This window comes from Iodobacter sp., assembly GCF_025352645.1.
GTDB lineage: Bacteria > Pseudomonadota > Gammaproteobacteria > Burkholderiales > Chitinibacteraceae > Iodobacter.
The window spans coordinates 1-24,728 of record NZ_JANXSO010000100.1; the positions used below are offsets into that span (position 1 = coordinate 1).

At 46.0% G+C, this 24,728-nt stretch carries 23 protein-coding genes; 2 read left to right on the forward strand and 21 right to left on the reverse strand.

What is annotated here, in order from left to right:
• From sdhD to Q0R17_RS11165, 3 genes are all read right to left on the reverse strand, one after another.
• Window positions 1-342, reverse strand: a 342-nt coding sequence (gene sdhD / locus Q0R17_RS11155) for a succinate dehydrogenase, hydrophobic membrane anchor protein (protein ID WP_293935158.1), incomplete at its 3' end; no start/stop codon positions are given.
• Window positions 336-710, reverse strand: coding sequence for a succinate dehydrogenase, cytochrome b556 subunit (sdhC, locus tag Q0R17_RS11160; protein ID WP_293935160.1), 375 nt, complete (start codon window positions 708-710; stop codon window positions 336-338). The genes sdhC and sdhD, both read right to left, overlap by 7 nt.
• A gap of 134 nt (window positions 711-844) precedes the next feature.
• Window positions 845-1,567 (reverse strand): GntR family transcriptional regulator, encoded by a 723-nt coding sequence (locus Q0R17_RS11165; RefSeq protein WP_293935162.1) that lies wholly within the window; start codon window positions 1,565-1,567, stop codon window positions 845-847.
• 400 nt (window positions 1,568-1,967) lie between these two features.
• Between Q0R17_RS11165 and Q0R17_RS11170 the strand changes: the two genes are divergently transcribed.
• A complete protein-coding gene (locus Q0R17_RS11170) occupies window positions 1,968-2,951 on the forward strand; it encodes a malate dehydrogenase (RefSeq protein WP_293935165.1) in 984 nt (327 codons plus the stop codon).
• 111 nt (window positions 2,952-3,062) lie between these two features.
• Here the strand turns inward: Q0R17_RS11170 and nagE are convergent, their stop codons facing one another.
• From nagE to Q0R17_RS11200, 6 genes are all read right to left on the reverse strand, one after another.
• Window positions 3,063-5,078: an N-acetylglucosamine-specific PTS transporter subunit IIBC gene (gene nagE, locus Q0R17_RS11175; RefSeq protein ID WP_293935168.1), complete on the reverse strand. Its 2,016-nt coding sequence runs from the start codon at window positions 5,076-5,078 to the stop codon at window positions 3,063-3,065.
• A 568-nt stretch (window positions 5,079-5,646) separates the two neighbouring features.
• On the reverse strand, window positions 5,647-5,793 hold the full coding sequence (gene cydX / locus Q0R17_RS11180; RefSeq protein ID WP_293935170.1) for a cytochrome bd-I oxidase subunit CydX: 147 nt from the start codon (window positions 5,791-5,793) through the stop codon (window positions 5,647-5,649).
• A gap of 46 nt (window positions 5,794-5,839) precedes the next feature.
• Window positions 5,840-6,973, reverse strand: a complete 1,134-nt coding sequence (gene cydB / locus Q0R17_RS11185; protein WP_293935172.1) for a cytochrome d ubiquinol oxidase subunit II — start codon at window positions 6,971-6,973, stop codon at window positions 5,840-5,842.
• A gap of 9 nt (window positions 6,974-6,982) precedes the next feature.
• Window positions 6,983-8,542: a cytochrome ubiquinol oxidase subunit I gene (locus Q0R17_RS11190; protein WP_293935175.1), complete on the reverse strand. Its 1,560-nt coding sequence runs from the start codon at window positions 8,540-8,542 to the stop codon at window positions 6,983-6,985.
• A 42-nt stretch (window positions 8,543-8,584) separates the two neighbouring features.
• A complete protein-coding gene (gene cydP, locus Q0R17_RS11195; RefSeq protein ID WP_293935178.1) occupies window positions 8,585-8,770 on the reverse strand; it encodes a cytochrome oxidase putative small subunit CydP in 186 nt (61 codons plus the stop codon).
• 3 nt (window positions 8,771-8,773) lie between these two features.
• Window positions 8,774-9,328: a GbsR/MarR family transcriptional regulator gene (locus Q0R17_RS11200; protein ID WP_293935179.1), complete on the reverse strand. Its 555-nt coding sequence runs from the start codon at window positions 9,326-9,328 to the stop codon at window positions 8,774-8,776.
• A 177-nt stretch (window positions 9,329-9,505) separates the two neighbouring features.
• On the opposite strand from Q0R17_RS11200, the gene Q0R17_RS11205 reads away from it, so the two are divergent.
• Complete coding sequence (locus tag Q0R17_RS11205; RefSeq protein ID WP_293935182.1) at window positions 9,506-10,018, forward strand: TIGR00645 family protein; 513 nt, start codon at window positions 9,506-9,508, stop codon at window positions 10,016-10,018.
• A gap of 202 nt (window positions 10,019-10,220) precedes the next feature.
• On the opposite strand, the gene fliJ is transcribed toward Q0R17_RS11205, so the two are convergent.
• The 12 genes from fliJ to Q0R17_RS11265 all read right to left on the reverse strand — a co-directional run bounded on the left by fliJ (window position 10,221) and on the right by Q0R17_RS11265 (window position 24,717).
• Entirely contained in the window at window positions 10,221-10,652 is a 432-nt protein-coding gene (gene fliJ, locus Q0R17_RS11210; RefSeq protein ID WP_293935183.1) for a flagellar export protein FliJ, read from the reverse strand.
• A gap of 20 nt (window positions 10,653-10,672) precedes the next feature.
• A complete protein-coding gene (fliI, locus tag Q0R17_RS11215) occupies window positions 10,673-12,070 on the reverse strand; it encodes a flagellar protein export ATPase FliI (RefSeq protein ID WP_293935186.1) in 1,398 nt (465 codons plus the stop codon).
• The gene (locus Q0R17_RS11220) at window positions 12,063-13,301 is read right to left on the reverse strand and encodes a FliH/SctL family protein (protein ID WP_293935189.1); all 1,239 of its coding nucleotides are present in this window, start codon (window positions 13,299-13,301) and stop codon (window positions 12,063-12,065) included. The genes fliI and Q0R17_RS11220 overlap by 8 nt, the downstream gene beginning before the upstream one ends.
• A gap of 225 nt (window positions 13,302-13,526) precedes the next feature.
• Window positions 13,527-14,534, reverse strand: a complete 1,008-nt coding sequence (fliG, locus tag Q0R17_RS11225; RefSeq protein ID WP_293935192.1) for a flagellar motor switch protein FliG — start codon at window positions 14,532-14,534, stop codon at window positions 13,527-13,529.
• A gap of 192 nt (window positions 14,535-14,726) precedes the next feature.
• Window positions 14,727-16,454, reverse strand: a complete 1,728-nt coding sequence (gene fliF, locus Q0R17_RS11230) for a flagellar basal-body MS-ring/collar protein FliF (protein WP_293935195.1) — start codon at window positions 16,452-16,454, stop codon at window positions 14,727-14,729.
• A 96-nt stretch (window positions 16,455-16,550) separates the two neighbouring features.
• Window positions 16,551-16,874: a flagellar hook-basal body complex protein FliE gene (fliE, locus tag Q0R17_RS11235; protein ID WP_293935197.1), complete on the reverse strand. Its 324-nt coding sequence runs from the start codon at window positions 16,872-16,874 to the stop codon at window positions 16,551-16,553.
• Between the two features lie 254 nt (window positions 16,875-17,128).
• Window positions 17,129-18,481 (reverse strand): sigma-54 dependent transcriptional regulator, encoded by a 1,353-nt coding sequence (locus tag Q0R17_RS11240; protein ID WP_293935200.1) that lies wholly within the window; start codon window positions 18,479-18,481, stop codon window positions 17,129-17,131.
• A 14-nt stretch (window positions 18,482-18,495) separates the two neighbouring features.
• Window positions 18,496-19,578 (reverse strand): chemotaxis response regulator protein-glutamate methylesterase, encoded by a 1,083-nt coding sequence (locus Q0R17_RS11245; protein WP_293935203.1) that lies wholly within the window; start codon window positions 19,576-19,578, stop codon window positions 18,496-18,498.
• Window positions 19,579-19,649: 71 nt separating this feature from the next.
• Window positions 19,650-20,258 (reverse strand): chemoreceptor glutamine deamidase CheD, encoded by a 609-nt coding sequence (gene cheD, locus Q0R17_RS11250; RefSeq protein ID WP_293935205.1) that lies wholly within the window; start codon window positions 20,256-20,258, stop codon window positions 19,650-19,652.
• Entirely contained in the window at window positions 20,255-21,109 is an 855-nt protein-coding gene (locus tag Q0R17_RS11255; RefSeq protein ID WP_293935208.1) for a CheR family methyltransferase, read from the reverse strand. Before Q0R17_RS11255 ends, cheD begins: the two co-directional genes overlap by 4 nt.
• A 232-nt stretch (window positions 21,110-21,341) precedes the next feature.
• Window positions 21,342-24,215, reverse strand: a complete 2,874-nt coding sequence (locus Q0R17_RS11260; protein WP_293935211.1) for a methyl-accepting chemotaxis protein — start codon at window positions 24,213-24,215, stop codon at window positions 21,342-21,344.
• 19 nt (window positions 24,216-24,234) lie between these two features.
• Window positions 24,235-24,717 carry a chemotaxis protein CheW gene (locus Q0R17_RS11265; RefSeq protein ID WP_293935213.1) on the reverse strand — a complete coding sequence of 161 codons (483 nt, stop codon included), beginning with the start codon at window positions 24,715-24,717 and terminating at the stop codon, window positions 24,235-24,237.
• Window positions 24,718-24,728 lie beyond the last annotated feature (11 nt).

Sequence of the window (24,728 nt, forward strand, 5' to 3'; positions counted from 1 at the left end):
ACCCCACACTACTTTGATCATATAAACCAAGCTACCTGCCAGCCATAACAGCGTCAGCACGTGCATCGTTAAACGCAAACCAACGTGCTGGAGGTAATCCATCCAGATATCACGAATACCAACCCATGCATGCCAAAGCAATGCAAACAGGCTGATGGTGGTCAACACTTTTACCCAAGTACAGGCGAAAAGCGCTTGCCATGCAGCAAAAGAAGCATCATGCGCAAGCAACAAAAACGCGACAATACCCGCAGTGTAAACCAGCATAATGACGGCAGTGACGCGCTGCACTAACCAGTCTTTTAGGCCGTAATGTGCGCCTGTTAATTGACGATTTACCATACCAGCGCTCCAATCAGAACCGTCAGCACCAAACTCACCACCAGCACAATTTTTGCTGTGAGGCGGGCCGTTTTCAGCTCAAGGCCTTTATGAATATCCAGGAATAAAAAACGAACACCTGCACAGACGTGATGCAAAAAAGCCCACAAAATACCCAGCAGCGCAATTTTTACAAGGGGATGTGAAATACAGGACCTAAATGCATCAAAACGCTCAGCGGAGGCCAAAGAGCCTTCTAGAGCGTAGAGCATAAAGGGAATCGCCAGAAACATCAGCGCGCCACTGACGCGGTGAAGAATGGAAATAATCCCTGGTAAGGGAAGACGAATCTTCGCTATCTCCAGGTGCTTGGGGCGTGTTTTTTGCATGCGCACTTCCTCTTTAAGTTTTACTTCTGTCAGTGAATACAGCCTTGCCACTTACAACACTGACCGCTTATTTAACGACTCAACTACAAAATTTGCCGCAGCGAATACTACATCGCTCCATTTACAACGCTTCTTTACGCCTGCTCGGGCGGAGCCTGAAAAGCCAGTTGCTCAGACCTAAACCAAGCCACACTCCACACCTGTGGCTTGCCATCAAAATCTCTGGCTAAACGCACTAGTTGCAGCAAAGGCTCGTGTACTTCCACCTGCAGCAACCTCGCTTCGGCGCTGGCCGCCGGCACCGCTCGGTAACGAACCTCACCATCTTTTAAGCGCATCCCAAAATCACGCCAGCATAGTTCACGTAAATTACCGCGTAACTCACGAATTCTGCGCATTTCCAAATTCGGGAAATTGGCTTCAGGCAAGAACGTTTCTTCTAAACCAATCACGGTGCCTGCTACACGCAATAAACGCCGAACCTGCCACAGCGCAGCACCGCGCCTTAACCCTAAAATTTCTGCCAACTGCTCGCCCGCATGAATGCGTACACAGCCGAGCATTTCAATTTTTGGCTTTTCACCGCCATATCCAGATAAGGGCACAAACAAAGCTTGTGCCAAAAAGTCACTGGCATCGCTTACAAAAGTACCTACGCCTTGCCTGCGATACAAAACACCTTCAACGACTAGTACATCTAAAGCTTTGCGTACCGTGCCTTGGCTAACACCAAAACGATGCGCCAAGTCATTTTCGCTCGGCAAACTTTCATCGGTTCCCCACTCACCGGCATCAACTGCCGTTGTGACTGCACGAATAACCTGACGATAGAGGGGTATGGCTGCAAGTTTGCTCATATTGAAGATAGGTTGCTTTTTATCATGTTGTAGCATCGTAGTCTACTACAGTCTTATATAAGACAAAAGATACACAACAATATATTTCGTATAGCAGCAAAACGCGCGCAAAGCCATCACGTGCATGATAGACTTTGACTGCTAAGCTTTTGCTGTAGCTAAAACACACTGCCATCTGTGTAAATACAAGCATGCGGGATGTAGTCAGCAGATAAATTCATAGAAAAGAAACACGATTGCGCTGTGTTTTGCTCTACAAATAAAGAAAATAATCAGGTTTACTGATTTCATAACTTTTGTAGCAAAAAGTAATCGGTGATGCTTTTTAATCGCTTTACTACTGAAAACCCCAGCATCGTTCACCGAGGTGCTAACCCCACCCACAATCGGAGTGACCTTCATGAAGAAACCTATTCGCGTTGCTGTTACCGGCGCTGCCGGCCAAATTGGTTATAGCCTTTTATTCCGCATTGCATCTGGTGCAATGCTAGGCCCAGATCAGCCAGTTATCTTGCAATTACTCGATATCACCCCTTCCTTGCCAGCATTAAATGGCGTGGTTATGGAGTTGGATGACTGTGCATTCCCATTGTTGCAAGGCATTGTGCAGAGCGATGATCCAAAGGTAGCCTTTAAAGATGTAGACATCGCTCTTTTGGTTGGCGCACGTCCACGCGGCCCAGGCATGGAGCGCAAAGATTTGCTCGAAGCCAACGGTGCTATCTTTACAACCCAAGGTAAAGCACTGAATGAAGTTGCTTCACGCGATGTAAAAGTACTGGTTGTGGGTAACCCAGCTAACACCAATGCCTACATTGCCATGAAGAATGCGCCGGATCTGAACCCAGCAAACTTCACCGCCATGATGCGTCTAGATCACAACCGTGCTCTTACACAAATCGCCCAAAAAACAGGCAGCGTGGTCACTGACGTTAACAAGATGATCATCTGGGGCAATCACTCTGCTACCCAGTATCCAGATCTATTTCACGCTACAGTGAAGGGCCAGAGCGCTTCTGCTCTGATCAATGACCAAAAATGGTTAGAAACAGAATTCATCCCTACCGTTCAGCAACGTGGCGCGGCCATTATTAAGGCGCGTGGTTTGTCGTCTGCTGCTTCTGCAGCCAATGCCGCCATTGACCATATTCGTAATTGGGTACTGGGCACAGAAGATGGTAATTGGGTCACCATGGGTGTTCCAGCTAATGGCGAATACGGCTATAGCGATTTGATTTTTGGCTACCCAGTGACTTGCAAAGATGGTAAATACACCATCGTTGAGGGCTTGGAAATCAGCGAATTCAGCCGTGCCCGCATGGACGCTAGCGCAAAAGAGCTGTCTGAAGAACGTGATGCAGTGAAGCATTTAATCGGTAATTAATGGCTTAGGGCAACGTACCCCTAAATAAAAAAGGCGAACCCAAAAGGTTCGCCTTTTTTACATCTAAGCCCCTGTCAGAATGAATCCGACAAGCGGCTAACTACAAGCTAATTACTTAGCTTTAATCGTATACAACGCAGTTTTACCTGCTTCTACTTGCCCTACAGCAAAGTCAACCACGCCATCAAACTGCTCAACATTGCTCACCACTACTGGGCTGATAATTGATACGGCATTTGCAGCAAGATATTCCAAATCGAGTTCCAACACGGCATCACCCGCTTTCACACGTGAGCCTTGCTCTAACAAGCGAGTAAAACCTTTACCACCTAATTTCACGGTATCCAAACCAATATGCACAATCAGCTCAGCGCCATTATCTGCAATCAGTGCGAATGCGTGGTTGGTATTAAAGATTTTAGCAATCACGCCATCTGCAGGGGCTAATACTAGCTTACCTGTTGGGCGAATCGCCAAGCCTTCACCCACGGCCTTGCTCGAAAACGCAGCATCTGGCACTTGCAACAATGAAACCACTTCACCCGTGATTGGAGCCACTAAAACCAAATCGCCTGTTACGGGTTTAACTGCTGCTGCCGAAGCGGCTACTGCTGCCACTTTTACTGCGGCTACCGCTGCTGGCACTTCAATCACCTTGCCAGCTAATAACTGACTCATACGGGTTGCAATCAGCTCAGCTTTTGCACCAACAATGATCTGCACGCTGTTTTTATTTAGCTTAATCACACCTGAAGCACCTAGGCGCTTAGCCGCGGCTTCATTCACGACAGCCGTATCATTCAGCGTTAAACGCAGACGCGTAATGCAAGAATCAATACCCACTACGTTTGCAGCACCACCAATCAGATCAACATAAGCGTGGGCCAATGAATCGGTATCGCTACTTACGGGTGTTGCATCTTGCTCTACGCCTTCTTCATCATCATCTTCACGACCAGGGGTCTTGAAGTTAAATGCTTTAATCGCAAAACGGAAGCTAAAGTAATAGATTGCAAAGAAGGCAAAGCCTTGCACAATCAGCATCACCATATTTTTAGCCAACGGGTTTTTAGTCGACAACACCAAGTCAACCAGACCGGCACTGAAACCAAAACCTGCAATCCACTGCATGCTTGCTGCGATATAAACCGAAATACCGGTTAATACGGCGTGCAAGACATATAGCGCAGGCGCAACAAACATAAAGGCAAATTCAAGCGGCTCGGTTACACCAGTAAAGAATGCTGAAAATGCAGCAGCAATCATCAAGGAAGCAACACGCACTTTATTTTCTGGCTTAGCCGTGTGATACATCGCTAAAGCAGCGCCAGGTAAACCGAACATCATGATCGGGAAGAAACCCGCTTGATACATACCGGTAACACCCAAGACCGCCTTACCTTCAGCAAGGGACTTAGCGCCACCTAGGAAGTTAGGAATATCGTTAATACCCGCAACGTCGAACCAGAACACGCTATTTAGAGCGTGATGCAAGCCAACAGGGATCAAAAGACGGTTAAAGAAGGCGTAAATCCCTGCACCTAACGGGCCCATACCCATAATGCTTTCGCCAAAATGTACCAAGCCACCAAATACAACAGGCCAGATATACATTAAAGGGAAAGCCAGCACGAGCATCGCCACCGAAGTCACGATAGGCACTAAGCGGCGACCACTAAAGAAAGCCAGTGCTTTATGCAGCTCAACACCACTAAAGCGGTTATAGAGTTCAGAGGTAATCACACCGACTAAAATACCAACAAACGGGTTGCTGATTTTAGCAAAGGCCTTAGGCACTTGATCCAGTGGAATACCTTGAATCTGAGAAACAGCGCCAGGTGACAATAAGGTAGTCAATACGTAAAAGCCAACCAGACCCGACAAAGCTGCCGCGCCGTCTTTATCTTTAGACATCCCATAAGCAATACCTACGGCAAACAAAATCGACATATTGTCGATAATGGCCGCGCCCGATTTGATCAGGAAAGCAGCTAAAGCACTATTGCTACCCCAGCCAGTAGGATCGATCCAATAACCGATACCCATTAAAATGGCGGCAGCTGGCAAGGTTGCCACCGGCACCATCAGCGCACGGCCGATTTTCTGTAAATAACCCAGAATATTCATAACATCCCCTTTTTACTTGCTTAAACAACGAGTGTAAGTACAACTCTCGTTGAACCAAAGTCTTAAAGCGCGAAGCTTAACAAGCCTGCACATGCAACTAGTCCATACACCTTACAGCACCAAACACGTTGGATTATTCACTGCACCGTGATAATTGGCAATCAAAAGATCAATACACTGCAATTAAATAACAAGAAAAATAAACATTACAATACCAGCGCCTGACAAATAGCCGATGCCTGAATTAAAACAGCTTGGGAATAATTAGTTTTTTAATTTTAGCCATATTGGCTAGGTAATTTACAGGCTTCTCAGCGGGCAGATATTGAGCTAGCTCAAAAGGAATAATGCACAAATGTAGTTAAAAAATTCCAGCTACATACCACACTACCGTATTAAAGGAATATTTCATAGGCATGCAATAAATTATTACAATCAAAAAAAATAGGCAGAGGCTTTGCTGCATATGAAAAAACAGCCCATAAATGGGCTGTCTTTACTCAATAGCAACGGTGAATGTAATTTTATATTTCAGCCGGAATATGGCATTCCATATGCATTAAGCAGGCTACTTTTTTTTATGTTGCTCAAAACGCGCCTGGGCCTCTGTTTCTTTTTCTCCACCAAATGCGTGGGTACTTTCAAACCACAGCACATTAATCAGGCCAAAAGCCAAAGCCAAGCCTACGCCAAGTATCCAGGTAAAGTACCACATCGTCCTACTCCTTCTTGCGCAAATTATTTATACAGCGGCTGCTAAATTAATAGCTATGTGTATCATTTTGCAGTCTTTCCACCGTAACCGGCCCGCGCATCACGCGATACACCCAAGCGGTGTACAACGTAATAATGGGCACAAAGATCACCACCACGCCCAGCATCACACCCAAAGTTTTTTGGCTAGATACTGCATCCCAAACGGTTAAGCTAGAGCGCGCATCTAAAGTAGAAGGCAAAATAAAGGGGAATAAGGCAATCGCGGTGGTGCATAACACACCAATACTCGCCAAGCCACTCAGCAAAAAGGCGATCCGCTGCAAACGCCGCCAACTGGCTAATGCCGATAATAATGCAGCAACCACCCCAGTAATAGGCATGCTCCAAGCAAGCGGATATTGATTAAAATTGCTTAACCAAGCACCATTCACTATGCTTACCGTTTTATCTAATGGATTTAAAATCCCCCCCACTTCTCCCATGTGATCGATATGCCAAGCATCTAATTGCCCCACCCACACACCGCCAAGCGCAAATAACAAAGCCAAAATCAGCCCCGCCATGATTGCAGCACGGATGGCACGTCCCTGTAGTTGATCTCTGGTTTTAACCGCCAGGAAGGTAGCACCATGCAATACCAACATAGCAATCGCGACCACACCCGCATACAGCGAGAATGGATTGAGCAAATCATAGAAATGCCCTGCATAACTCACACGTAAAGTGTCATCAAATTGGAAAGGCAAGCCAATAAATAAATTGCCTATTGCCACTCCAAACACCAAGCTTGGCACAATACTGCCTACAAACAAGGCCCAATCCCAGCCATTACGCCAACGGGGATCAGCTAATTTGCTGCGGTAATCAAAACCCACTGGGCGTAAAAACAAAGCAAACAGCACAAACATCAAGGCCACATACATCACGGAAAACGCCGCCGCATACAAGAGTGGCCAGGCTGCAAATAAAGCCGCCCCCACCGTAACCAACCACACCTGATTGCCTTCCCAAGTGGGCCCTACTGAATTAATCACTAAGCGGCGTTCATCGTCAGTCTTGCCCACAAAGGGCAATAGAATCGCCACACCCAAATCAAAGCCACCGGTGAGGGTGAAGCCGATCAGAAGAAAAATCATCAGCCCCCACCAAATCAACTTTAAAACTTCATAGTCAAGCATGATTTTTCCTTAAGCGTGCACAGCAGTTTGTTCACCAAAATAACGGCCCGTATGCAAACTAGCAGGCCCAAGCCGGATATATTTCAGCATCAAATACATTTCAATCACAAACAAGCTGCAATACATCAAGCCCAAACCAATCATGCTGAAATGTAATTGCCCTGCACTCAGCGCCGATGCCGACATAAAGGTAGGTAGAATCCCTGAAATCGTCCAAGGCTGACGGCCATATTCGGCCACGAGCCACCCTGCCTCAATCGCGACCCAAGGCAGTGGAATCGACAGCACGGCAAGGCGCAATAGCCATCGCTGCGGTGCCAAATTACGGCGTGCCAAGAAATAAAACGACATACTAAAAATAAACAGAAACAGCATCCCTAGCCCCACCATAATGCGGAAAGACCAAAAGATAGGCGCTACATTAGGAATGGTATCCGCAGCCGCTGCTTTAATTTGGGCAGGCGTTGCATCAACCACATTGCTGGTGTATTTCTTTAGCAATAAACCAAAACCTAAATCTGCCTTATGCGCTTCAAACAAATCATGCGCCGATTTATCCCCCGCTTTTAAACGCGTTAATGCACCATAGGCTTGGATACCACTGATAATTCTTTGCTCGTATTCTATTTTTAAGTCTTTAATGCCTGTGACTTTTTCAGTGGTTGAGCGGGTGGCAATTAAGCCCAATGCATAAGGAATACTCACCTCATAATCTGTACGCTCTTCTTTTTGATTAGGAATACCAAATAGCGTCAGCGGTGCAGGTGCAGGATGGGTATCCCATTGCCCTTCCATAGCAGCCAATTTTACTTTTTGCACTTCGCCCGTGGTGTAGCCAGATTCATCGCCTAAAACAATGACGGACAAAATGGAAGCAAGGCCAAAAGCCGATGCAATAGCGAATGAGCGCAATGCAAATCCAGTATCTCTGGCTTTTAATAAATACCAGCTCGAAACCCCCAATACAAACATGGATGCCGCTACATAACCCGCCGCCACCGTGTGTACAAACTTAACTTGGGCGACGGGGTTAAAGAACACCTCGGCAAGGCTGACTAATTCCATACGCATAGTAATGTAATTAAATTCTGCACCGACTGGGTTTTGCATCCAGCCATTAGCAATCAGAATCCACAGGGCAGATAAATTAGAGCCCAATGCCACTAAGAAAGTAATGCCTAAGTGCTGTACCTTGGAAAGCCGATCCCAACCAAAAAAGAATAAACCCACAAAGGTAGATTCTAAGAAGAAGGCCATCATGCCTTCAATAGCGAGCGGCACACCAAAGATATCGCCCACATAATGCGAGTAATAGGCCCAATTGGTGCCAAATTGAAATTCCAGCGTTAAACCTGTGGTCACACCCATGGCAAAGTTAATGCCAAATAACTTTCCCCAAAAACGCGTCATGTCTTTGTAAATGACTTTGCCCGTCATGACATAGGCGGCTTCACAGATCACTAAAATCCATGAAAGCCCCATGGTGAGCGGAACAAATAAAAAATGAAACATCGCGGTTAAACCAAATTGCATACGCGATAATTCCACCACTTCAGCAGCGGGAATCATAAAGACATCCTTTTAAGGGTTAATTCTAAGCAGGGCCCAGCGTCACTTAGGCAATGGGCTGGATGCCGTGCCCAAAAAGCGCTCGGTCATCATGGGCTGTGGCACCAACATATGTTTGGCGACAGGCTCAGAGAAGAAGCATTTCCAGATGGCAAATAACAAGGCCATCTTTATCAGCAGCACCACGGTGATCTCCTGCCACAAAGGTAAACGCTTGTTGATTCGCATCTTTTATTCCTCTCGGTTGCCAGGGCGAAAATGCCCTGCGAAGCTCAATACTTTTTGCACTTTTGAACCTAAGCGCATTAGGTTTTCTAGCGTTTCTGGGGATAAATGCTGCACTTCATCAAACCAGCCTGTGGCCAACTCAATCAACTCATGCATTTCACGCATACGCTTTTGTGCGTGCTTATCTTCATCCGAAGTGGCCTCATCCATCAGGGCATCACGTAGCAAGGTCAGTGTTGGCTCTATCTCGCGTTTACGTTTTTCTTCGACTAAAGACCTAAAGATCTCCCACACGTCTTTTGGCGTTTCAAAGTAATCACGCCGATCGCCTGGTTTATGCACTAGTTTGCAGAGCTTCCACGACAGCAGCTCCTTCATCCCCATACTGACATTCGAGCGGGAAAAACCGAGTTGCTCAGCAATTTCATCAGAATTTAAAGCCTTAGGCGAAATAAACAGCAACGCGTACATTTGCCCTACGGTGCGATTAACCCCCCAGCGGCTACCCATTTCGCCAAAGTGCAGCACAAAACGCTCGTTGATTGGTGAGAGATTCATGGATTGTTCCAATTTTCAGTAATTACTGAAATTATAATAAATTCTTTGATTTGAAGCAATGCAAACCTAACTTGGCCGAGGTATGCCGCGCGGGTTTCATACTTGACAGCAACAGAGATATTCTTGATTTGGGCGCAGCAAGCCCCCATGATTACGCCTTATTTGGGGGTATACAAAATGCAAAGCCGTATCGAAGAGTTATTAGAAAAGGTGATTTTTCAGAGCAGGTGGCTGCTTGCGCCTTTTTATTTGGCACTGATCTTGGGGCTGGTTGCGCTGTTTGCCAAAATGCTCAAAGAGCTCTTTGGCATGTTCAACACGCTAATCACGGGGGACGGCAATTTAATCATTGCCATTTTAGGTATGGTGGATGTGACTTTAGTCGCCAATCTTTTGTTGATTGTGATTTTTAGTGGCTATGAGAATTTTATTTCTAAGCTCGATATCGCTCACCAATCTGTCGACAAACCCTCTTGGATGGGCAAGGTGAGTTATGCAGATTTAAAACTAAAGTTAATTGGCTCGATTGTGGCGATTTCTGCCATTGATTTGCTCAAGGCCTTTATGAATATCAAATCTACAGACCATACCGAACTGGCATGGCTGATTGGTATACATCTGACTTTTGTTGTATCAGGCGTGTTGTTTGCTGTGATGGATAGAATTGCAGCGGGAAGCCCAAAGCACTAAAAAAGAGCTTGGCTTAAATGCGTTAAAATAAGCCGAGCTCTTCTTTATAATATAAAAATAACAATAGAATTGATTAAAAATTAAGCGGACTATTTTTATCTATATAAATCAGCCATCTAATTGACTTATCCACATCTTATCCTTAGTTTGGTTCAGCTTATGGGTGGATAAGCGGCATGCCAAATAAATACCACAGGCTAAATTAACGTGGCCTTGGCCGCGTATTAAACTCATCGTTTATGCGCTGTTCATTACGTAATTCTTTTTGCATTTCGACGCTTAAATGGCGCTTTTTTAAAGCCTCAAAGGCTTTTACTTTTTTTTCACATTCAAGCCATGCATCCCGCTGGCTTTCATAGATCGCCAATAGACGATTAATATCTTGCTGCTGTGATAATGCCACATCATCGAGCTTGGCTAAAAACAATTGAAAATCACGCCACTGCGAAATGCCCATACCGCCTTGGCCGTTATTTAACAATTTTGCTCGGTACTCAACCCGATATTGATCAATTTGATCCAGCTTACCTTGAGCACTCAACCAAAGCGCCTGCGAAGCTTGCATCCGCCGTGCCGCATCTTCACGGGCATCCATTGCCAGCTCTAATAAAAAAGCAAACCGAAACTGGGCCACGTTTACAACTCCTGCTTAGCTCACATTAATAACTGTGAAAGCTTCATTCTAGCCCCATCATAGCGCTCGCACTCGCTAATTCCCTGCTGCAGAAATGCCTCAAAACTAGGATTACGCCGAATAGCTTCATCCAAAACAGAATCAGTACCTGGCACATAAGCCCCCACGCTAATCAAATCACGGCTGCGCTGATAGCGAGAGTAGAGATACTTAAAGCGCCGCACTACAGCAAATTCTTCTGGGGAAATAATGTCGTTCATCACGCGGCTAATCGATGCTTCAATATCAATAGCAGGGTAATGCCCTGCTTCGGCCAACTGGCGGCTAAGCACAAAGTGACCATCTAAAATTGCCCGCGCATTATCGGCGATTGGGTCCTGCTGATCATCCCCTTCGGACAACACGGTATAGAAGGCGGTAATCGAGCCGCCGCCTTCTTCTGCATTGCCTGCCCGTTCTACCAATTGAGGCAAGCGCGCAAATACCGAAGCCGGATAGCCTTTGGTGGCCGGTGGCTCGCCCACCGCTAGGGCAATCTCACGCTGCGCCATGGCGTAACGCGTGAGCGAATCCATAATCAGCAAGACGTGTTTGCCTTGGTTTCTAAAATACTCGGCAATTGATGTGGCGTAAGCTGCACCATATAAACGCAGCAAGGGCGGCGTATCGGCGGGAGCAGCCACCACCACCGAGCGCTTTAAGCCCTCATCACCCAAAATATTCTCAATAAAATCTTTCACCTCGCGGCCACGCTCGCCAATCAAGCCCACTACCACCACGTCGGCGGTGGTATAGCGCGCCATCATGCCAAGCAGCACCGATTTACCCACACCCGAGCCAGCAAATAAGCCCAAACGCTGGCCACGCCCAACTGTGAGCATGGCATTAATCGCCCGCACGCCTACATCCATCACATGACGAACCGGCTCTCGTGTCATTGGGTTATAGGGACGAGCAAAGAGTGGCATATAGTCATCGTGCTCAATGCGCCCCTTGCCATCCAGCGGCCTGCCTAGGCCGTCTAAAACTCGCCCAAGCAAGCCCCAGCCTACGGGCATTTGCCGACCGTGATCTTCTAAACGCCGCTGTGGTGGCCTTGGGTGGCCATAATCTGGAACCCATGCTTCAATGTCTTCATGCGGCACAACTTGCGCACCCGGCTCTATGCCATAAATCTCAGCGATAGGCATCAAAAACAGCCTCTCTTCATGAAAACCCACCACTACCGCTTCTACCGATGCACCGCTTGGTGTCATGACATCGCAAGATGCACCAATGGCAAGGCGTAAACCCACGGCTTCTAAAACCAAACCCGATACCCGCACTAAGCGGCCACGAGGCAGCCATGGCCGCATCCAGCGCACCGCGTCTTTGCAATCAGCCAGATATTGGCTACAACCTTGCAATGCCTCAGTCATGCTTATCTGCTTCAACAGTGGGTTCAAAGTCTTGAACAGGAGTAGGCTCGATCTCAGCGTCAGTAGATAGCGCTGGCTCAGCCTGTGCAATATTGAGCGGCGGAGTTACCCCTTCATCAAGCTCTGGTTCGACATCTGGTTCGACATCTGGCGATTCAAGCGATGTAGGCTCCACTTTTTTATCAAGCTCTAGCTCAATATCAGGCGACTCAAGCGGCGACGGCGCTACCTTTTTATCAAGCTCTGGCTCAATATCTGGCGACTCAAGCAACGTAGGCTCCACCTTTTTATCAAGCTCTGGCTCAATATCAGGCGACTCAAGCGACGACGGCGCTACCTTTTTATCAAGCTCTGGCTCAACATCTGGCGACTCAAGCGGCGACGGTGCTACTTTTCCATCAAGCTCTGGTTCAACATCTGGCAGATTAAGCGGCGTAGGCTCTGCCACTTTATCCAATGGAGCGATCTCAGTAGAAGCTTCAGGCGCATTCCAAACCAGATCAGGACGTCCGTCTCGGCCTAAAACCCGCAATATATTTTGCCAGCGTACTGGCAAAGATAAATCAACCGCAGAATCTGGAGTTTCAATCCGGCAGCCACCCGATTGCATATGCGCATCAGCGAGGAATCGCCAAGTATCACTCGGCATTTCACCACCCAACATGGCAGAGATGGCGGTTAAGTCTTCAGGATTTAAAAACACCCGCGATGGGGATCGTGCTGCAGGCATACTGGCTAAGGCTTCACGCACAATGGGCAAAAGCCGTTCTGGTGAATCATTTAACTCTTCCCGCACCATTTGCCGTGCAATCACAACAGCCAAATCCAGCACTTCATTGGCAAGTACCGCTTCTGCTTTTTGCAAGGTGGATTCAACGCTAGCTAGCACGGCACGTAGTCGATTCACTTCGTCTTCTGCCACTAAGCGCCCCGCCTCTAAGCCCGCTTCAAAACCTTCGCTTTGCGCTTGCTGTGAAATAGCCTCAATTTCTTCTGCAGTTGGATAAGGCATATCAGAGGTGGCAGGCTCCTCCACCTCAGCGGGCGACTCTAATGCTTGCTCTGCTTCCGCCTCAAGGTTGGCTTCAGCTTCCTCAAGGGAAATAGCATCTTCCAAGACTACTTCGGCTAACTCTGCAGCCACTTCTGCCTCTGCTTCATTAAGCGAGGCTAATTCCCATTTTTCCCAAGCACTTAATTGCTCGCGTGGAATCACGCGTGGATTACTCATTAGAGGGTCTCGAAAAGCCTGTATTTCTAAATAAGAAAAGGCACAATTGAAAAAACACGACGCTGCATCTATTTACCTGATGATGGCTCTTGCTCAAACAAAGCCACATATTGCATGTAGGCCAATATGCTGTAGGGGCGCTGCAAGCAGCGCCCCTAAGGCTTATATCCCTTAATGTCGATAATCTCAGGTAAGCGACAAAAAATGGATTTTTCAAAACATTCATTACTCAACCAGCCCTTCATCACCCTTACCACCCAAGACAATCTGACCTTCATCGGCCAAACGTCGAACAATTTTAAGGATTTCTTTTTGTTCCGCTTCCACTTCAGACAACTTAACGGGGCCACGCGCTTCTAGATCATCACGCAGCATTTCTGCAGCGCGGGAAGACATATTCTTAAAGATTTTTTCTTTAAGCGCTTGGCTGGTGCCTTTAAGCGAGATAACCAAGGAATCGGATTGAATTTCTCGCATCAATAACTGAATACCTCGATCATCAATATCGAGAATATTATCGAAGGTAAACATCTTGTCTTGAATTTTTTGCGCCAGCTCAGGATCGTAATCACGCACACTGGCAATCGCCGATGCCTCGACCACACCGCCCATAAAGTTGAGGATATCGGCGGTCATTTGTACACCACCCATAGCACTCTTTTTCACTTTATCGGAGCCGGACATCAATTGCGTCAGAACATCATTCAGCTCTTTTAAGGCCACTGGCTGCACGCCTTCTAAGGTAGCAATCCGCAGCAATACATCATTACGCTGCCGCTCTACAAAACAGCTCAAGATTTCAGAAGACTGATCGGATTCTAAATGCACCAAGATGGTGGCAATAATTTGCGGGTGCTCATTTTTAATCAGCTCTGCAACCGCAGATGAATCCATCCATTTTAAAGATTCAATACCGTTATTATCATTACCCTGCAAGATACGATCGAGCAAATTAGCAGCTTTGTCCGTGCCTAAAGCTTTGGTTAATACCGAGCGAATGTATTCATCCGCCGCACCCAAATTGGCTCGATTCTGTGTTGAGGCAACAAACTCGGCAACCACGAGATCCACCTCTTCGCGCTTTACCCCATCCATCCCTGCGATCGCAAAGCCTAGCTTTTGTACTTCTTTGGGGCCCAAGAACTTAAACACCTCAACGGCCACATCTTCGCCCAAAGTCATTAGTAAAAGGGCGCTATTGCGCACCCCCTCGTCCTTTAAATCAGCAGCCATGGTTTACTCCTCAAGGCTTTAAACATCTCATTACAGCATCTTTTTATAATTTCCTGCCGCATCTCAATGCTGAGGTCTGTGAATTTACAGCTTGATTCTAAATATATGGAGCCCAACGCTCTTACTATGGTGTTGAGCTTGCTTATGCACGGCAGCTTAAAAAGTGGCCACTTTACTATTAAATAGAGTTACCTATCCCTTTTTATTCGGCTCGCCGCCTTTATTGTCACCGCTATTTAGCATCCATTCACGCAGGATAATAGCCACCATCCGTGGGTCATCTCTTGCCAGCTCTTTAGCCCTTTGTAAGAGCTCAGCAAAGGCAGCCTGTCGGTTTCTATTTTCATCCTCTTCTGGGCTCTGCTCAGCGTCAGTCAGCTTCTCACCATCTGGCCCTAGGGTTTCGCCAAAATCCAACTCTTGAATACGCGCTTCTTCGCGAGTTTTGGCCATATCCTTCATGAGTGGGCGCAAAACGAACAGCAACAAATACAATACAACTACAGCAATTAACGCTAACTTGCCCACATCCATAGCGTTGGTTTGAATATAAGCCAAAGCCTTCTCTTGAATTTTCTTCTCTTCAAGAGGCAAAGAATCCGCAAACGCAGCATTCACCACATTCACCGAATCGCCACGCTCTTTGTTATACCCTATCGCTTCTCGCACCAGATTATTAATCTGAGTCATTTCTTGTGGGCTAAACGGCAGATAAGTCATTTTGCCGTCTTTATCTTTACCCGGCTTATAGTTAAGCACCACCGCAGCAGATAAGCGCTTCACGCCACCCACCTGCTGCTTTACATGCTGGATGGTTTTATCCACTTCATAATTAATCGTGGCTTCCTTACGGCTATTGGCACTGCCGCCGCTCGCTGCTTCAGATGCGCCCGATGCCACAGGAGCCGTAATAGGTGCAGCAGCTGCGCCTGGCGGTTGATTAGATAATGCACCCGGCACGCCACCGGCAGACTCATTAGTAGACTTACCTTGTAAATCTAAAGTTTGCTGGCTGCGCATCGCCGAGCTATTAGGTGGCGAATTCGGTTTAAACGATTCTGATGTTTGCTCAACCTCAGCAAAATCAATTTGCGCCGTCACTTCGGCTTTTACGTTTTCTTTACCTACCAGCGGAGCCAAAATGGTTTCTACCCGCTCAACAAAACCTTTCTCTACGTGTTGCACATAAAGTAATTGACGCGGGTCTAAATTGTTTTGGCTCATTTCCGGCAATTTAGATAATAAATTGCCATCTTGATCCACAATAGTCACGTTTTTAATGGGTAATTCAGGAATACTAGAGGAGACTAAATGGATAATGCCTGCCACCTGGCCGCCATCTAATATGCGCCCAGGATGTAAAGTCAGCATCACGGAAGCAGTGGGCTTTTGCTGATCGCGCAAAAATACGGTTTGCTTAGGCATGGCCAAATGCACGCGAGCTTTACTCACCGAGGCAACCGTTTCTATTGAGCGCGCTAATTCACCCTCAATTGCGCGCTGGTAATTTACTTGCTCGGCAAATTGGGATACGCCAAATTTTTGATTATCTAACAGCTCAAATCCCGCATTACCTGATTTAGGTAATCCTTGCGCCGCAAGTTTTAATCTAACGTCATATATTTTATCAGCAGTCACAGAAATGGTGCCGCCAGGATCAAGCTTATAGGGCACATTCATTTGTTGCAGCGATTGAACGATGGCACCGCCATCTTTATCAGGGATATTGGTAAATAAAACGCGGTAGGCAGGCTCTTTAGACCAAAGAAAATTACCCACGATGAGCGCAATCACTGCGGCTACGGCAACCATTAATCCAATCTTACGCCCAGAGGAAAGCGCAGCGAAGCGCTCACGCGCAACCCCGAATCCTCTTGCTGTAATCAGATTATTATCTGCCGCTGCACTTACCTCTGCCATACGTCAAAATCCTATGCAGGCTTTAAACAGCCTGTCTAAATTCTAGTCTAAATATTTCATCAGTGCTTTCATGAAATACTCAGGCTAGCCTAGGCTTTAGACCTGCATATTCATGACTTCCTGATAAGCACTGACTAGCTTATTGCGCACCTGCACCATGGTTTGGAAAGAAAGGCTAGCTTTTTGCAAGGATACCATTACATCTTGCAAATTGGCTTCTGGCGCTCCTGACTGAAACGCGAGCTGTTGAGCTTGCGCGTCTTGTTGCACCTGATTCACTTGATCTAAGGAAGACTTTAACATTGTTGCAAAATCAGGTGAACCGGTAGTAGGCTTAACTTGCGAGGTAGCCTGTCCACCCGCTTGCGCGGACATCGCTTTTAGCTCGCTAAGAACCTGATCGATTCCTTGCACACTCATGACTTATATCCCCTTTTAAGCCCTTAATCAATGTTTCCCGCCACCAACACTGGCCTCAGCTTGCACTCTGTTGCAAGTCTGACAGAAACACCCAACAAGAACTCGTCTTTAAATTGTAGGTGTTTAGACTGAACTACCGCAAGCAATTCCCACGCCACCTACAACAGGCTATTAACAAACAAGGAAAAATGCTCTTTATGCCACGTCACTCATTCCCCCAATCCTGCCTGCAAAAATGCCGTGTAACACCGCACTCAGATAAGTGAATCAGGATTTTGCTCACGGTATTGCTGTAATTTATACCTCAGCGTTCTTTCACTCATCCCAAGCTTTTCTGCAGTGGATTTACGCGCACCACCTAAGGATTTAAGTGTTTCCAATATATGCTTTTTTTCCAACTCTTTAATATCACTTACGACAACCGGCGCATCTACAGGCGCTTTATCGCCGCTCAATGGCGATAAAGCGGCAACATTTGCCGCTGGGGCTTGCAGCGGCAAATACAGGTGATCCACTAAGATTTCATCCCCCGGCGCTAAAATCAAAGCACGCTGCATCACATTATCTAACTCTCGAATATTCCCTTCCCAAGCATTAGCCAGCAGCGCCAATACCGCCCCTTGCGATAAAACCGGTGCACGGCGTTTTTGCCTTGCCGCATGTCTAGCCACCATGGCTTTAGCCAAGGGCAAAATATCGTTGCTACGCTCACGCAATGCGGGCAAATGCAATGGAAATACATTTAAACGATAAAACAAGTCTTCTCTAAACCGCCCAGCCGCCACTTCTTGTTTCATATCGCGGTTTGAGGTGGCTAAAACGCGGATATCAATTTGTATCGGCCGGCTGCCGCCTACCCGCTCTACCTCTCGCTCTTGCAGCACCCGCAGTAATTTAGCCTGCAGAGCCAAAGGCATTTCAGAGATTTCATCCAGCAATAAAGTACCACCATTGGCCTGCTCAAACTTGCCCAGATGCTGCGTTGCTGCACCTGTAAATGAGCCTTTTTCATGCCCAAACAAGGTGGATTCTAATAAAGTTTCAGGAATCGCAGCACAGTTAATCGCCACAAAGGGCCGGGCGGCTCGATCACTATTGCGGTGCAAAAACTGAGCCAGCACTTCCTTACCCGTGCCAGACTCCCCAGTAATCATCACCGATGCATCTGACAAGGCCACCCGCCGCGACATATCTAATAAGCTAAGCATGGCAGGGTCTTCGGCAATGACATCATGTTCATCACCGCCGCCCAGCATATATTTAGCTACTTCTTGCAGTAGGCGATCGGGCTCAAAGGGTTTGGGCAGGTAATGACAAGCCCCCGCATGTAAGGCAGCTACGGCTTTTTCAATCACACCATAGGCCGTCATTAAAATGACGGGAAGGTAGGGGTAAAGCAATTTAATTTCTTGCAGCAGCGCCTCGCCATCCATTGGCTGCATTTGCACATCAGAGAGCACCAAGCCCACACGGTTTTTTTCTAAAATGCTGAGGGCATCCAGCCCTTCTTCTGCCAGCAAAACCGTATAGCCGCCCAGCTCAAGCGTATCGGCCAGTGCTTCTCTTAAATCATCATCATCTTCAACAATTAAAATCGGTAAACTCATTGCCTGCTTCACTTTCAAATTCGTACATTACGCCCACCATGCAAGGTTAAAAACCCAAGCACACGGGTAGAAATATCTTTTAATGGCAAAATTTCATGCACCCCACCCAAAGCAATCGCCTCTTTAGGCATGCCAAACACTACACAGCTAGCCTCATCTTGGGCAAAGTTATAAGAACCCGCTTGCTTCATTTCTAGCATGCCAATAGCGCCGTCTTTGCCCATGCCCGTTAAAATCACGCCAATCGCATTTTTACCGGCTAAATTAGCCACGGATCTAAACAACACATCCACCGATGGGCGATGGCGATTCACCGGCTCGCCTTGAGACAATTGGCAAACATAATTTGCGCCAGATACCCCAAGCATTAAATGCGAATGACCTGGAGCAATATAGGCATGGCCAGGTAAAATACGCTCGCCCTGCTCTGCCTCTTTAACTGTAATACGGCATAAAGAATCTAGCCGATTAGCAAAAGATTTAGTAAACATTTCTGGCATATGCTGGGCAATTAAAATCGCAGGCGAATCAGGAGGCATGGGCATCAAAAACTCTTTTAACGCCTCTGTGCCACCTGTTGAGGCCCCTACAATAATTAATTTTTCTGTTTTTAAAATAGGCTTAGAAATTTTAGAAAGCACTACGTCTGCAGAATGGTTGGGAGTAACGCTACTAAACATTGGCTTCACATTTGCCCCCGCAGCACTGCGGATTTTTTCCCGAATATCATCGGCATATCCTTGAATTCCACGCACAATATCCAACTTTGGCTTGGCAATAATATCCACCGCACCCAACTCTAAGGCACGGAGGGCCGCTTCTGAACCTTGTTCAGTTAACGAGGATATCATAATCACTGGCGTGGGCTTCAGCCGCATGAGCCGCTCAAGAAACTCTAGCCCATCCATCTTGGGCATTTCAATATCAAGGGTAATCACATCTGGATTAAGCTCACGGATTTTTTCCCGAGCAATCAAGGGGTCAGGCGCGGTAGCAATGCATTCTAAATCAGGTGCTTCATCAATAATTTCTTTTAACAAATTTCTCATTAATGCAGAATCATCAATGACGATCACTCTAATATTTTTTTTCATCATTCATTTCCCGCTCTAAACAGGCTGAACTAAAATATATTTAGCTGAATATTAAAATGATCTCATTTTTACATCTAGAACAATTCAATATCACCGCCTTGTTTAACATCTTTGATCCTAGTGCGGTAATCCTTTTCCCTGTCAATAATGGTATTATTATGTACAGCTTTGAGCTTTTTAATTAAAACACGCCCTGTTTGGGGGAAAAAATAAACTTTTCTTGGATAAATATCCAGTAAATCTTCTCCCACAATAGGGATTCTTTCTAAATTTAAAAACGACCTCACAAAATCCACATTTTTTTGCCCAACATTAACAACAGTAAAACCTTTTAATACATTCCCACCACCAAATACTTTCGCCTCTAAAGAGGCACGAGAGCCGCCCATTTTCATAATCTGATTAATCAGCATTTCCATCGCATAAGTACCATAGCGAGTCGATAATCCAGCCATGGCGGTGGCCTCATCGGCCGCCTCAGGCAGCATAAAGTGATTCATGCCCCCCACACCGGTTTTTCTATCCCGAATACAGGCAGCCACACAGGAGCCCAATACCGTCACTAACAGCATATTTTGCCCAGTAACATAGTACTCACCAGGTAGTAGTTTTGCGGCATCAATATCAAAACTTTTATCAAAATAAAGTGTTGGGGCGAGCACCTCCTCATATGATTTACTCATCGATGAGCCCCCCACTCTTGAATGGCCTTATCCGTTAAGCGATACACTGTTTTTCCGCAGGAATGAAACCATTCAGACATATGATGTAGGTTTTCTGAGTGGCCAACATAAAGTAATCCATTGGGCTTTAATAATCGGCCCATTTTCTCTAGCATGACGCGTTGGGTAGGTTGATCAAAATAAATCATTACATTACGGCAAAAAATAGCATCGAAATAAGGCGTTAATGGCCATGAATTAGCCAATAAATTAATTTGTTTAAATTCAATCATCTCCCGCAATTCACGCCTTATTTTGGCCTGTCCTGTATTTTCGCCTCGACCTTTTAAGAAAAATATTTTACACCTCTCACTGGATACTTTATCCAACTTATCCATTGAATAAATACCATTTTTTGCCTTAGTTAATACCTGAGTATCTAAATCAGAGGCAATGATTTCTACATCAGGCTTTAAGCTTCCATAAGCTTCAATAGCGGTCATGGCCAAAGAATAGGGCTCCTCGCCAGTACTGGATGCGGAGCACCAAATACGGACGGGGCCATGCAAATGCTGCAATTGTTCCGTCAGCATTTCAAAGTGGTGTTTTTCTCTAAAAAAGAAAGTCAAATTAGTGGTTAAGGAATTGGTAAAGTGCTGCCACTCTTCATTTTTAGGATCTTTTTCTAAAAAATTTAAATAATCACTAAATCGCTCTAAATCTAAAGCTCTTAGACGCCGAGCCAAGCGGCTATATACCATCGACTGCTTGCTATCATTTAAACGAATACCCGCTCGTGCATAGATAAGATCGACAACACGGCGAAAATCAGCATCAGTAAAAACAAAATCTTGCTCACGCGCATTTGTCATATTGGTCAACTTATCATCATCGCGGGAAGGATATCCACAGCATCAAATCCAACTTACATTGGCGCTTAAAAGCCAACTGGATATAAAACCACCCTACGGCCAGTTGCCGAATAGGCTCGCCCAATGAAGTGATTGATGCAGGGAATGACTATTTATAAATATCCCATAAGCTAAACAAAAAAAGGAGCCGCACTTATTATATGAAAGCGACTCCTTTATCTTGTTTTCTTACTTAAAACTCTTCCCAATCACCATCATCAGCGGTAGGGCTTGGGAGTTTTTTACCAGTGCTTAACGATTTTGAAGCGGCAGGTGCGGGTGCTCGCGGAGCAGCAATTGCAGGCCGAGCTGCTGCTGGCGCACTGCGTGGTGCAGGCAAGCGCTTGGCAGCTACCCCTGCGTGTTGATACGAAGCACCTAGTTTGAAGACCGCAATCGCATCCGCAAGGCTACCCGCTTGCTCTTCTAAGCTTTCGGCGGCGGCGGCGGCCTCTTCCACCAAGGCTGCATTTTGCTGGGTGTTTTCATCCATTTGCACCACAGCCTGATTGACTTGCTCGATACCTGAGCTTTGCTCTGCGCTGGCGGCAGAAATCTCGCTCATAATATCGGTGACGCGTTTCACCGCAGAAACCACTTCTTGCATGGTGCGGCCCGCATCATCCACCAAGCGAGAACCTAGCTCAACTTTCAAGACCGAATCGCCAATCAAGGTTTTGATTTCTTTTGCTGCTGCTGCAGAACGTTGCGCTAAATTACGCACCTCGCTTGCCACCACAGCAAAGCCTCGACCCTGCTCACCCGCCCTTGCCGCTTCTACGGCAGCATTCAATGCCAAAATATTGGTTTGGAAGGCAATGCCGTCAATGACCGAGATAATATCGACAATTTTCTTAGCACTATTGTTAATCTCGCTCATGGTAGAAACCACTTGCTCAACGACCCCGCCCCCCTTCACGGCAATATCCGAAGCGCCAATCGCCAATTGATTTGCTTGTTTGGCGTTTTCAGCATTTTGTTTTACGGTGCCGGTTAGCTCTTCCATACTAGAGGCCGTTTCTTCTAAGCTGGCCGCTTGTTGCTCTGTTCGGCTAGATAGATTGTTATTACCAGCAGCAATTTCTTGCGAAGCCGTATTAATTAACCCTACCGAATCTTTAATCTGCATAACAATTTCAGACAAGCGCTCGCCGGTTAAATTGCAATCATCTTTAAGCTGCCCCAAGGTGCCACGATAATCATCATTAATTGTTTCAGACAAATCGCCCCGCGCCAAAGCACCCAAGACCCGAACTACATCGGCGAGGCCTTTTTCATTTGAAATCATTAATTGATTAATACCTTGACATAATCCCAAGGTAAAACCTTCTTTACCTTCTAATTTAGCCCGTTTAGAGAAATCACCATTCACGGCCGCCGCTTCTACAATATCGGCAATTTCAACTTCTACGGCCACTTCAGCAGTACGATCAAGCCACTCAACCACCGTGCCCTGGCGAATACCAGTATCATCGTAAACCGGATTAGCCACTAATTTAAACGTACGCCCACCCACCACAATTTCGGTTGAATAAGTGCTACGTAAATTAGCTAACATATCACGCTGATGTGCTGGGTTTTTATGAAAGACATCGACGTTTTGGCCAATCAATTTATTTACATCAAACTGCGGCAATGCTTTGCGCAGCTCGTTTTGTGCAATATTGAGCATGCTAGTGACTGATTTATTCATGTAAATAATTTCACGTTCATTATTTGCAATCATGACATTGGTTGTGCACCCATCTAACGCGGCCTTAATGCGGGCATTGTCAGCTGCCAGCTGCCCAGCCTTATTGCTTGCAGCCAGCTCATCTGTGCGGTCTTGCCACTCAACCACGGTACCCAATCTTGATTTGGTTTTAGAGAACACCGGCGTCACCAGTAGCCGAAAAGTACGCCCGCCCAGTATCAGCTGAGCTTCATGCGGGGCCTGCAGCCCTGCCAGCAGATTCCGCTGGTATGAAGGGTTTTTATGAAAGATATCAATACTGCTACCTAATACTTTTGAAGCAGTAAACTGCGGCACATCTTTACGAATAGCTGACTCTGCGTTAGTCAGCATTTTTTCCATCGATTCATTGGTGTAAATAATATTAAAGTTTTCATCTGCCATCATCACATTGGTGGAGGCCACATCCAATGCAGACTGCAAATTTGCACTTTCTACTGCCTCAGTCATATCTGAAGCATATTTCACCACTTTATAAGGTTTACCATTCACATCAAATAATGGGTTATAGCTGGCCTGTATCCATATTTTTTTACCACTTTTAGTAATACGCGGGTAAATACCAGCATCGAACTCTCCCCTTCTTAATTTATCCCAGAAAGCAGAATACTCTTGCGACTGGCGATAAACCGGATCAACAAACATACTATGGTGCTGATCTTTAATTTCATTCAGCCGGTAACCCAGTGCGCTCAAAAAATTATCATTGGCAGTTAAGATTTTGCCGTTTAGGTCAAATTCAATTACTGCCTGCGCTTTTCCTACGGCTTCATCTTTAGCCTTTAATTCATTCGCATGATTAATTTCTGCCGTTACATCGGTGGCAAATTTAACCACTTTATAAGGTTTGCCATTGCTATCAAAAATGGGGTTATAGCTGGCCTGAATCCATATTTCTTTTCCGCCCTGAGCAATTCGCTTGTAGGTTCCGCTATCAAACTCACCACGTCTGAGCTTATCCCAGAAAGCGATATATTCGCCTGACTGCCGCTGAACAGGATCAACAAACATACTATGATGCTGATCTTTAATTTCATTAAGGCGATAACCCAAACAGGTGAGGAAATTATCATTTGCCGTCAGTATTCTGCCGGTTAGATCAAACTCAATCACCGCCTGTGATTTATCAATTGCATTATTTTTGCCTTTTAATTCCTGCATTTCTTCTTGCAGGCTTAAAATCAACTTTTTATTGGCTTCTTCTTTAGCGGGATCAAAAGCCAGTTCGGCCTTCATTGCCCTTGCCTTAAACTCTTGAACTTCATCTTGCAAGCTAATAATCTGCCTTTTAGTAGCTTCTTCTTTAGCAGGATCTGAAAATAGATTGAACATCATATTATCCTCGAATCATTGATTAAGCGGGAATGGCAACATGATCAACTAATGACATATCATTACTTGTCATTAACTTTTCAATATCAACAAGGATAATCATTCGCTCTTCTAAAGTACCCAGTCCTTGAATGTAGGCGGTATCCAGTACCGCGCCAAATTCAGGGGCTGGCTTAACGTGATTAGCCGCCAAAGTTAAAACATCTGAAACACCATCAACCACAATGCCCACAGTGCGATTAGCCACATTCAAAATAATCACTACCGTAAAATGGTCATACATCACATTGCCTAGACCAAATTTAATCCTAAGATCGACAATCGGAACAATATTGCCGCGCAGATTAATTACCCCTTTAATAAAAGCAGGCACATTAGCGATACTGGTCACCGCATCGTAGCCACGAATTTCCTGCACTTTTAAAATATCAATACCGTATTCCTCGCTGCCCAGTGCAAAAACGAGAATCTCACGAGCGGCATCTTGATCTTGACCAATATCCATCTCCAGTCCTT

Coding starts and splice junctions, on each gene's coding strand:
- sdhC (WP_293935160.1), bottom strand. CDS start 710: ATGCAAAAAACACGCCCCAAGCACCTGGAGATAGCGAAGATTCGTCTT.
- Q0R17_RS11165 (WP_293935162.1), bottom strand. CDS start 1,567: ATGAGCAAACTTGCAGCCATACCCCTCTATCGTCAGGTTATTCGTGCA.
- Q0R17_RS11170 (WP_293935165.1), top strand. CDS start 1,968: ATGAAGAAACCTATTCGCGTTGCTGTTACCGGCGCTGCCGGCCAAATT.
- nagE (WP_293935168.1), bottom strand. CDS start 5,078: ATGAATATTCTGGGTTATTTACAGAAAATCGGCCGTGCGCTGATGGTG.
- cydX (WP_293935170.1), bottom strand. CDS start 5,793: ATGTGGTACTTTACCTGGATACTTGGCGTAGGCTTGGCTTTGGCTTTT.
- cydB (WP_293935172.1), bottom strand. CDS start 6,973: ATGCTTGACTATGAAGTTTTAAAGTTGATTTGGTGGGGGCTGATGATT.
- Q0R17_RS11190 (WP_293935175.1), bottom strand. CDS start 8,542: ATGATTCCCGCTGCTGAAGTGGTGGAATTATCGCGTATGCAATTTGGT.
- cydP (WP_293935178.1), bottom strand. CDS start 8,770: ATGCGAATCAACAAGCGTTTACCTTTGTGGCAGGAGATCACCGTGGTG.
- Q0R17_RS11200 (WP_293935179.1), bottom strand. CDS start 9,328: ATGAATCTCTCACCAATCAACGAGCGTTTTGTGCTGCACTTTGGCGAA.
- Q0R17_RS11205 (WP_293935182.1), top strand. CDS start 9,506: ATGCAAAGCCGTATCGAAGAGTTATTAGAAAAGGTGATTTTTCAGAGC.
- fliI (WP_293935186.1), bottom strand. CDS start 12,070: ATGACTGAGGCATTGCAAGGTTGTAGCCAATATCTGGCTGATTGCAAA.
- Q0R17_RS11220 (WP_293935189.1), bottom strand. CDS start 13,301: ATGAGTAATCCACGCGTGATTCCACGCGAGCAATTAAGTGCTTGGGAA.
- fliG (WP_293935192.1), bottom strand. CDS start 14,534: ATGGCTGCTGATTTAAAGGACGAGGGGGTGCGCAATAGCGCCCTTTTA.
- fliF (WP_293935195.1), bottom strand. CDS start 16,454: ATGGCAGAGGTAAGTGCAGCGGCAGATAATAATCTGATTACAGCAAGA.
- fliE (WP_293935197.1), bottom strand. CDS start 16,874: ATGAGTGTGCAAGGAATCGATCAGGTTCTTAGCGAGCTAAAAGCGATG.
- Q0R17_RS11240 (WP_293935200.1), bottom strand. CDS start 18,481: ATGAGTTTACCGATTTTAATTGTTGAAGATGATGATGATTTAAGAGAA.
- Q0R17_RS11245 (WP_293935203.1), bottom strand. CDS start 19,578: ATGATGAAAAAAAATATTAGAGTGATCGTCATTGATGATTCTGCATTA.
- cheD (WP_293935205.1), bottom strand. CDS start 20,258: ATGAGTAAATCATATGAGGAGGTGCTCGCCCCAACACTTTATTTTGAT.
- Q0R17_RS11255 (WP_293935208.1), bottom strand. CDS start 21,109: ATGACAAATGCGCGTGAGCAAGATTTTGTTTTTACTGATGCTGATTTT.
- Q0R17_RS11260 (WP_293935211.1), bottom strand. CDS start 24,215: ATGATGTTCAATCTATTTTCAGATCCTGCTAAAGAAGAAGCTACTAAA.
- Q0R17_RS11265 (WP_293935213.1), bottom strand. CDS start 24,717: ATGGATATTGGTCAAGATCAAGATGCCGCTCGTGAGATTCTCGTTTTT.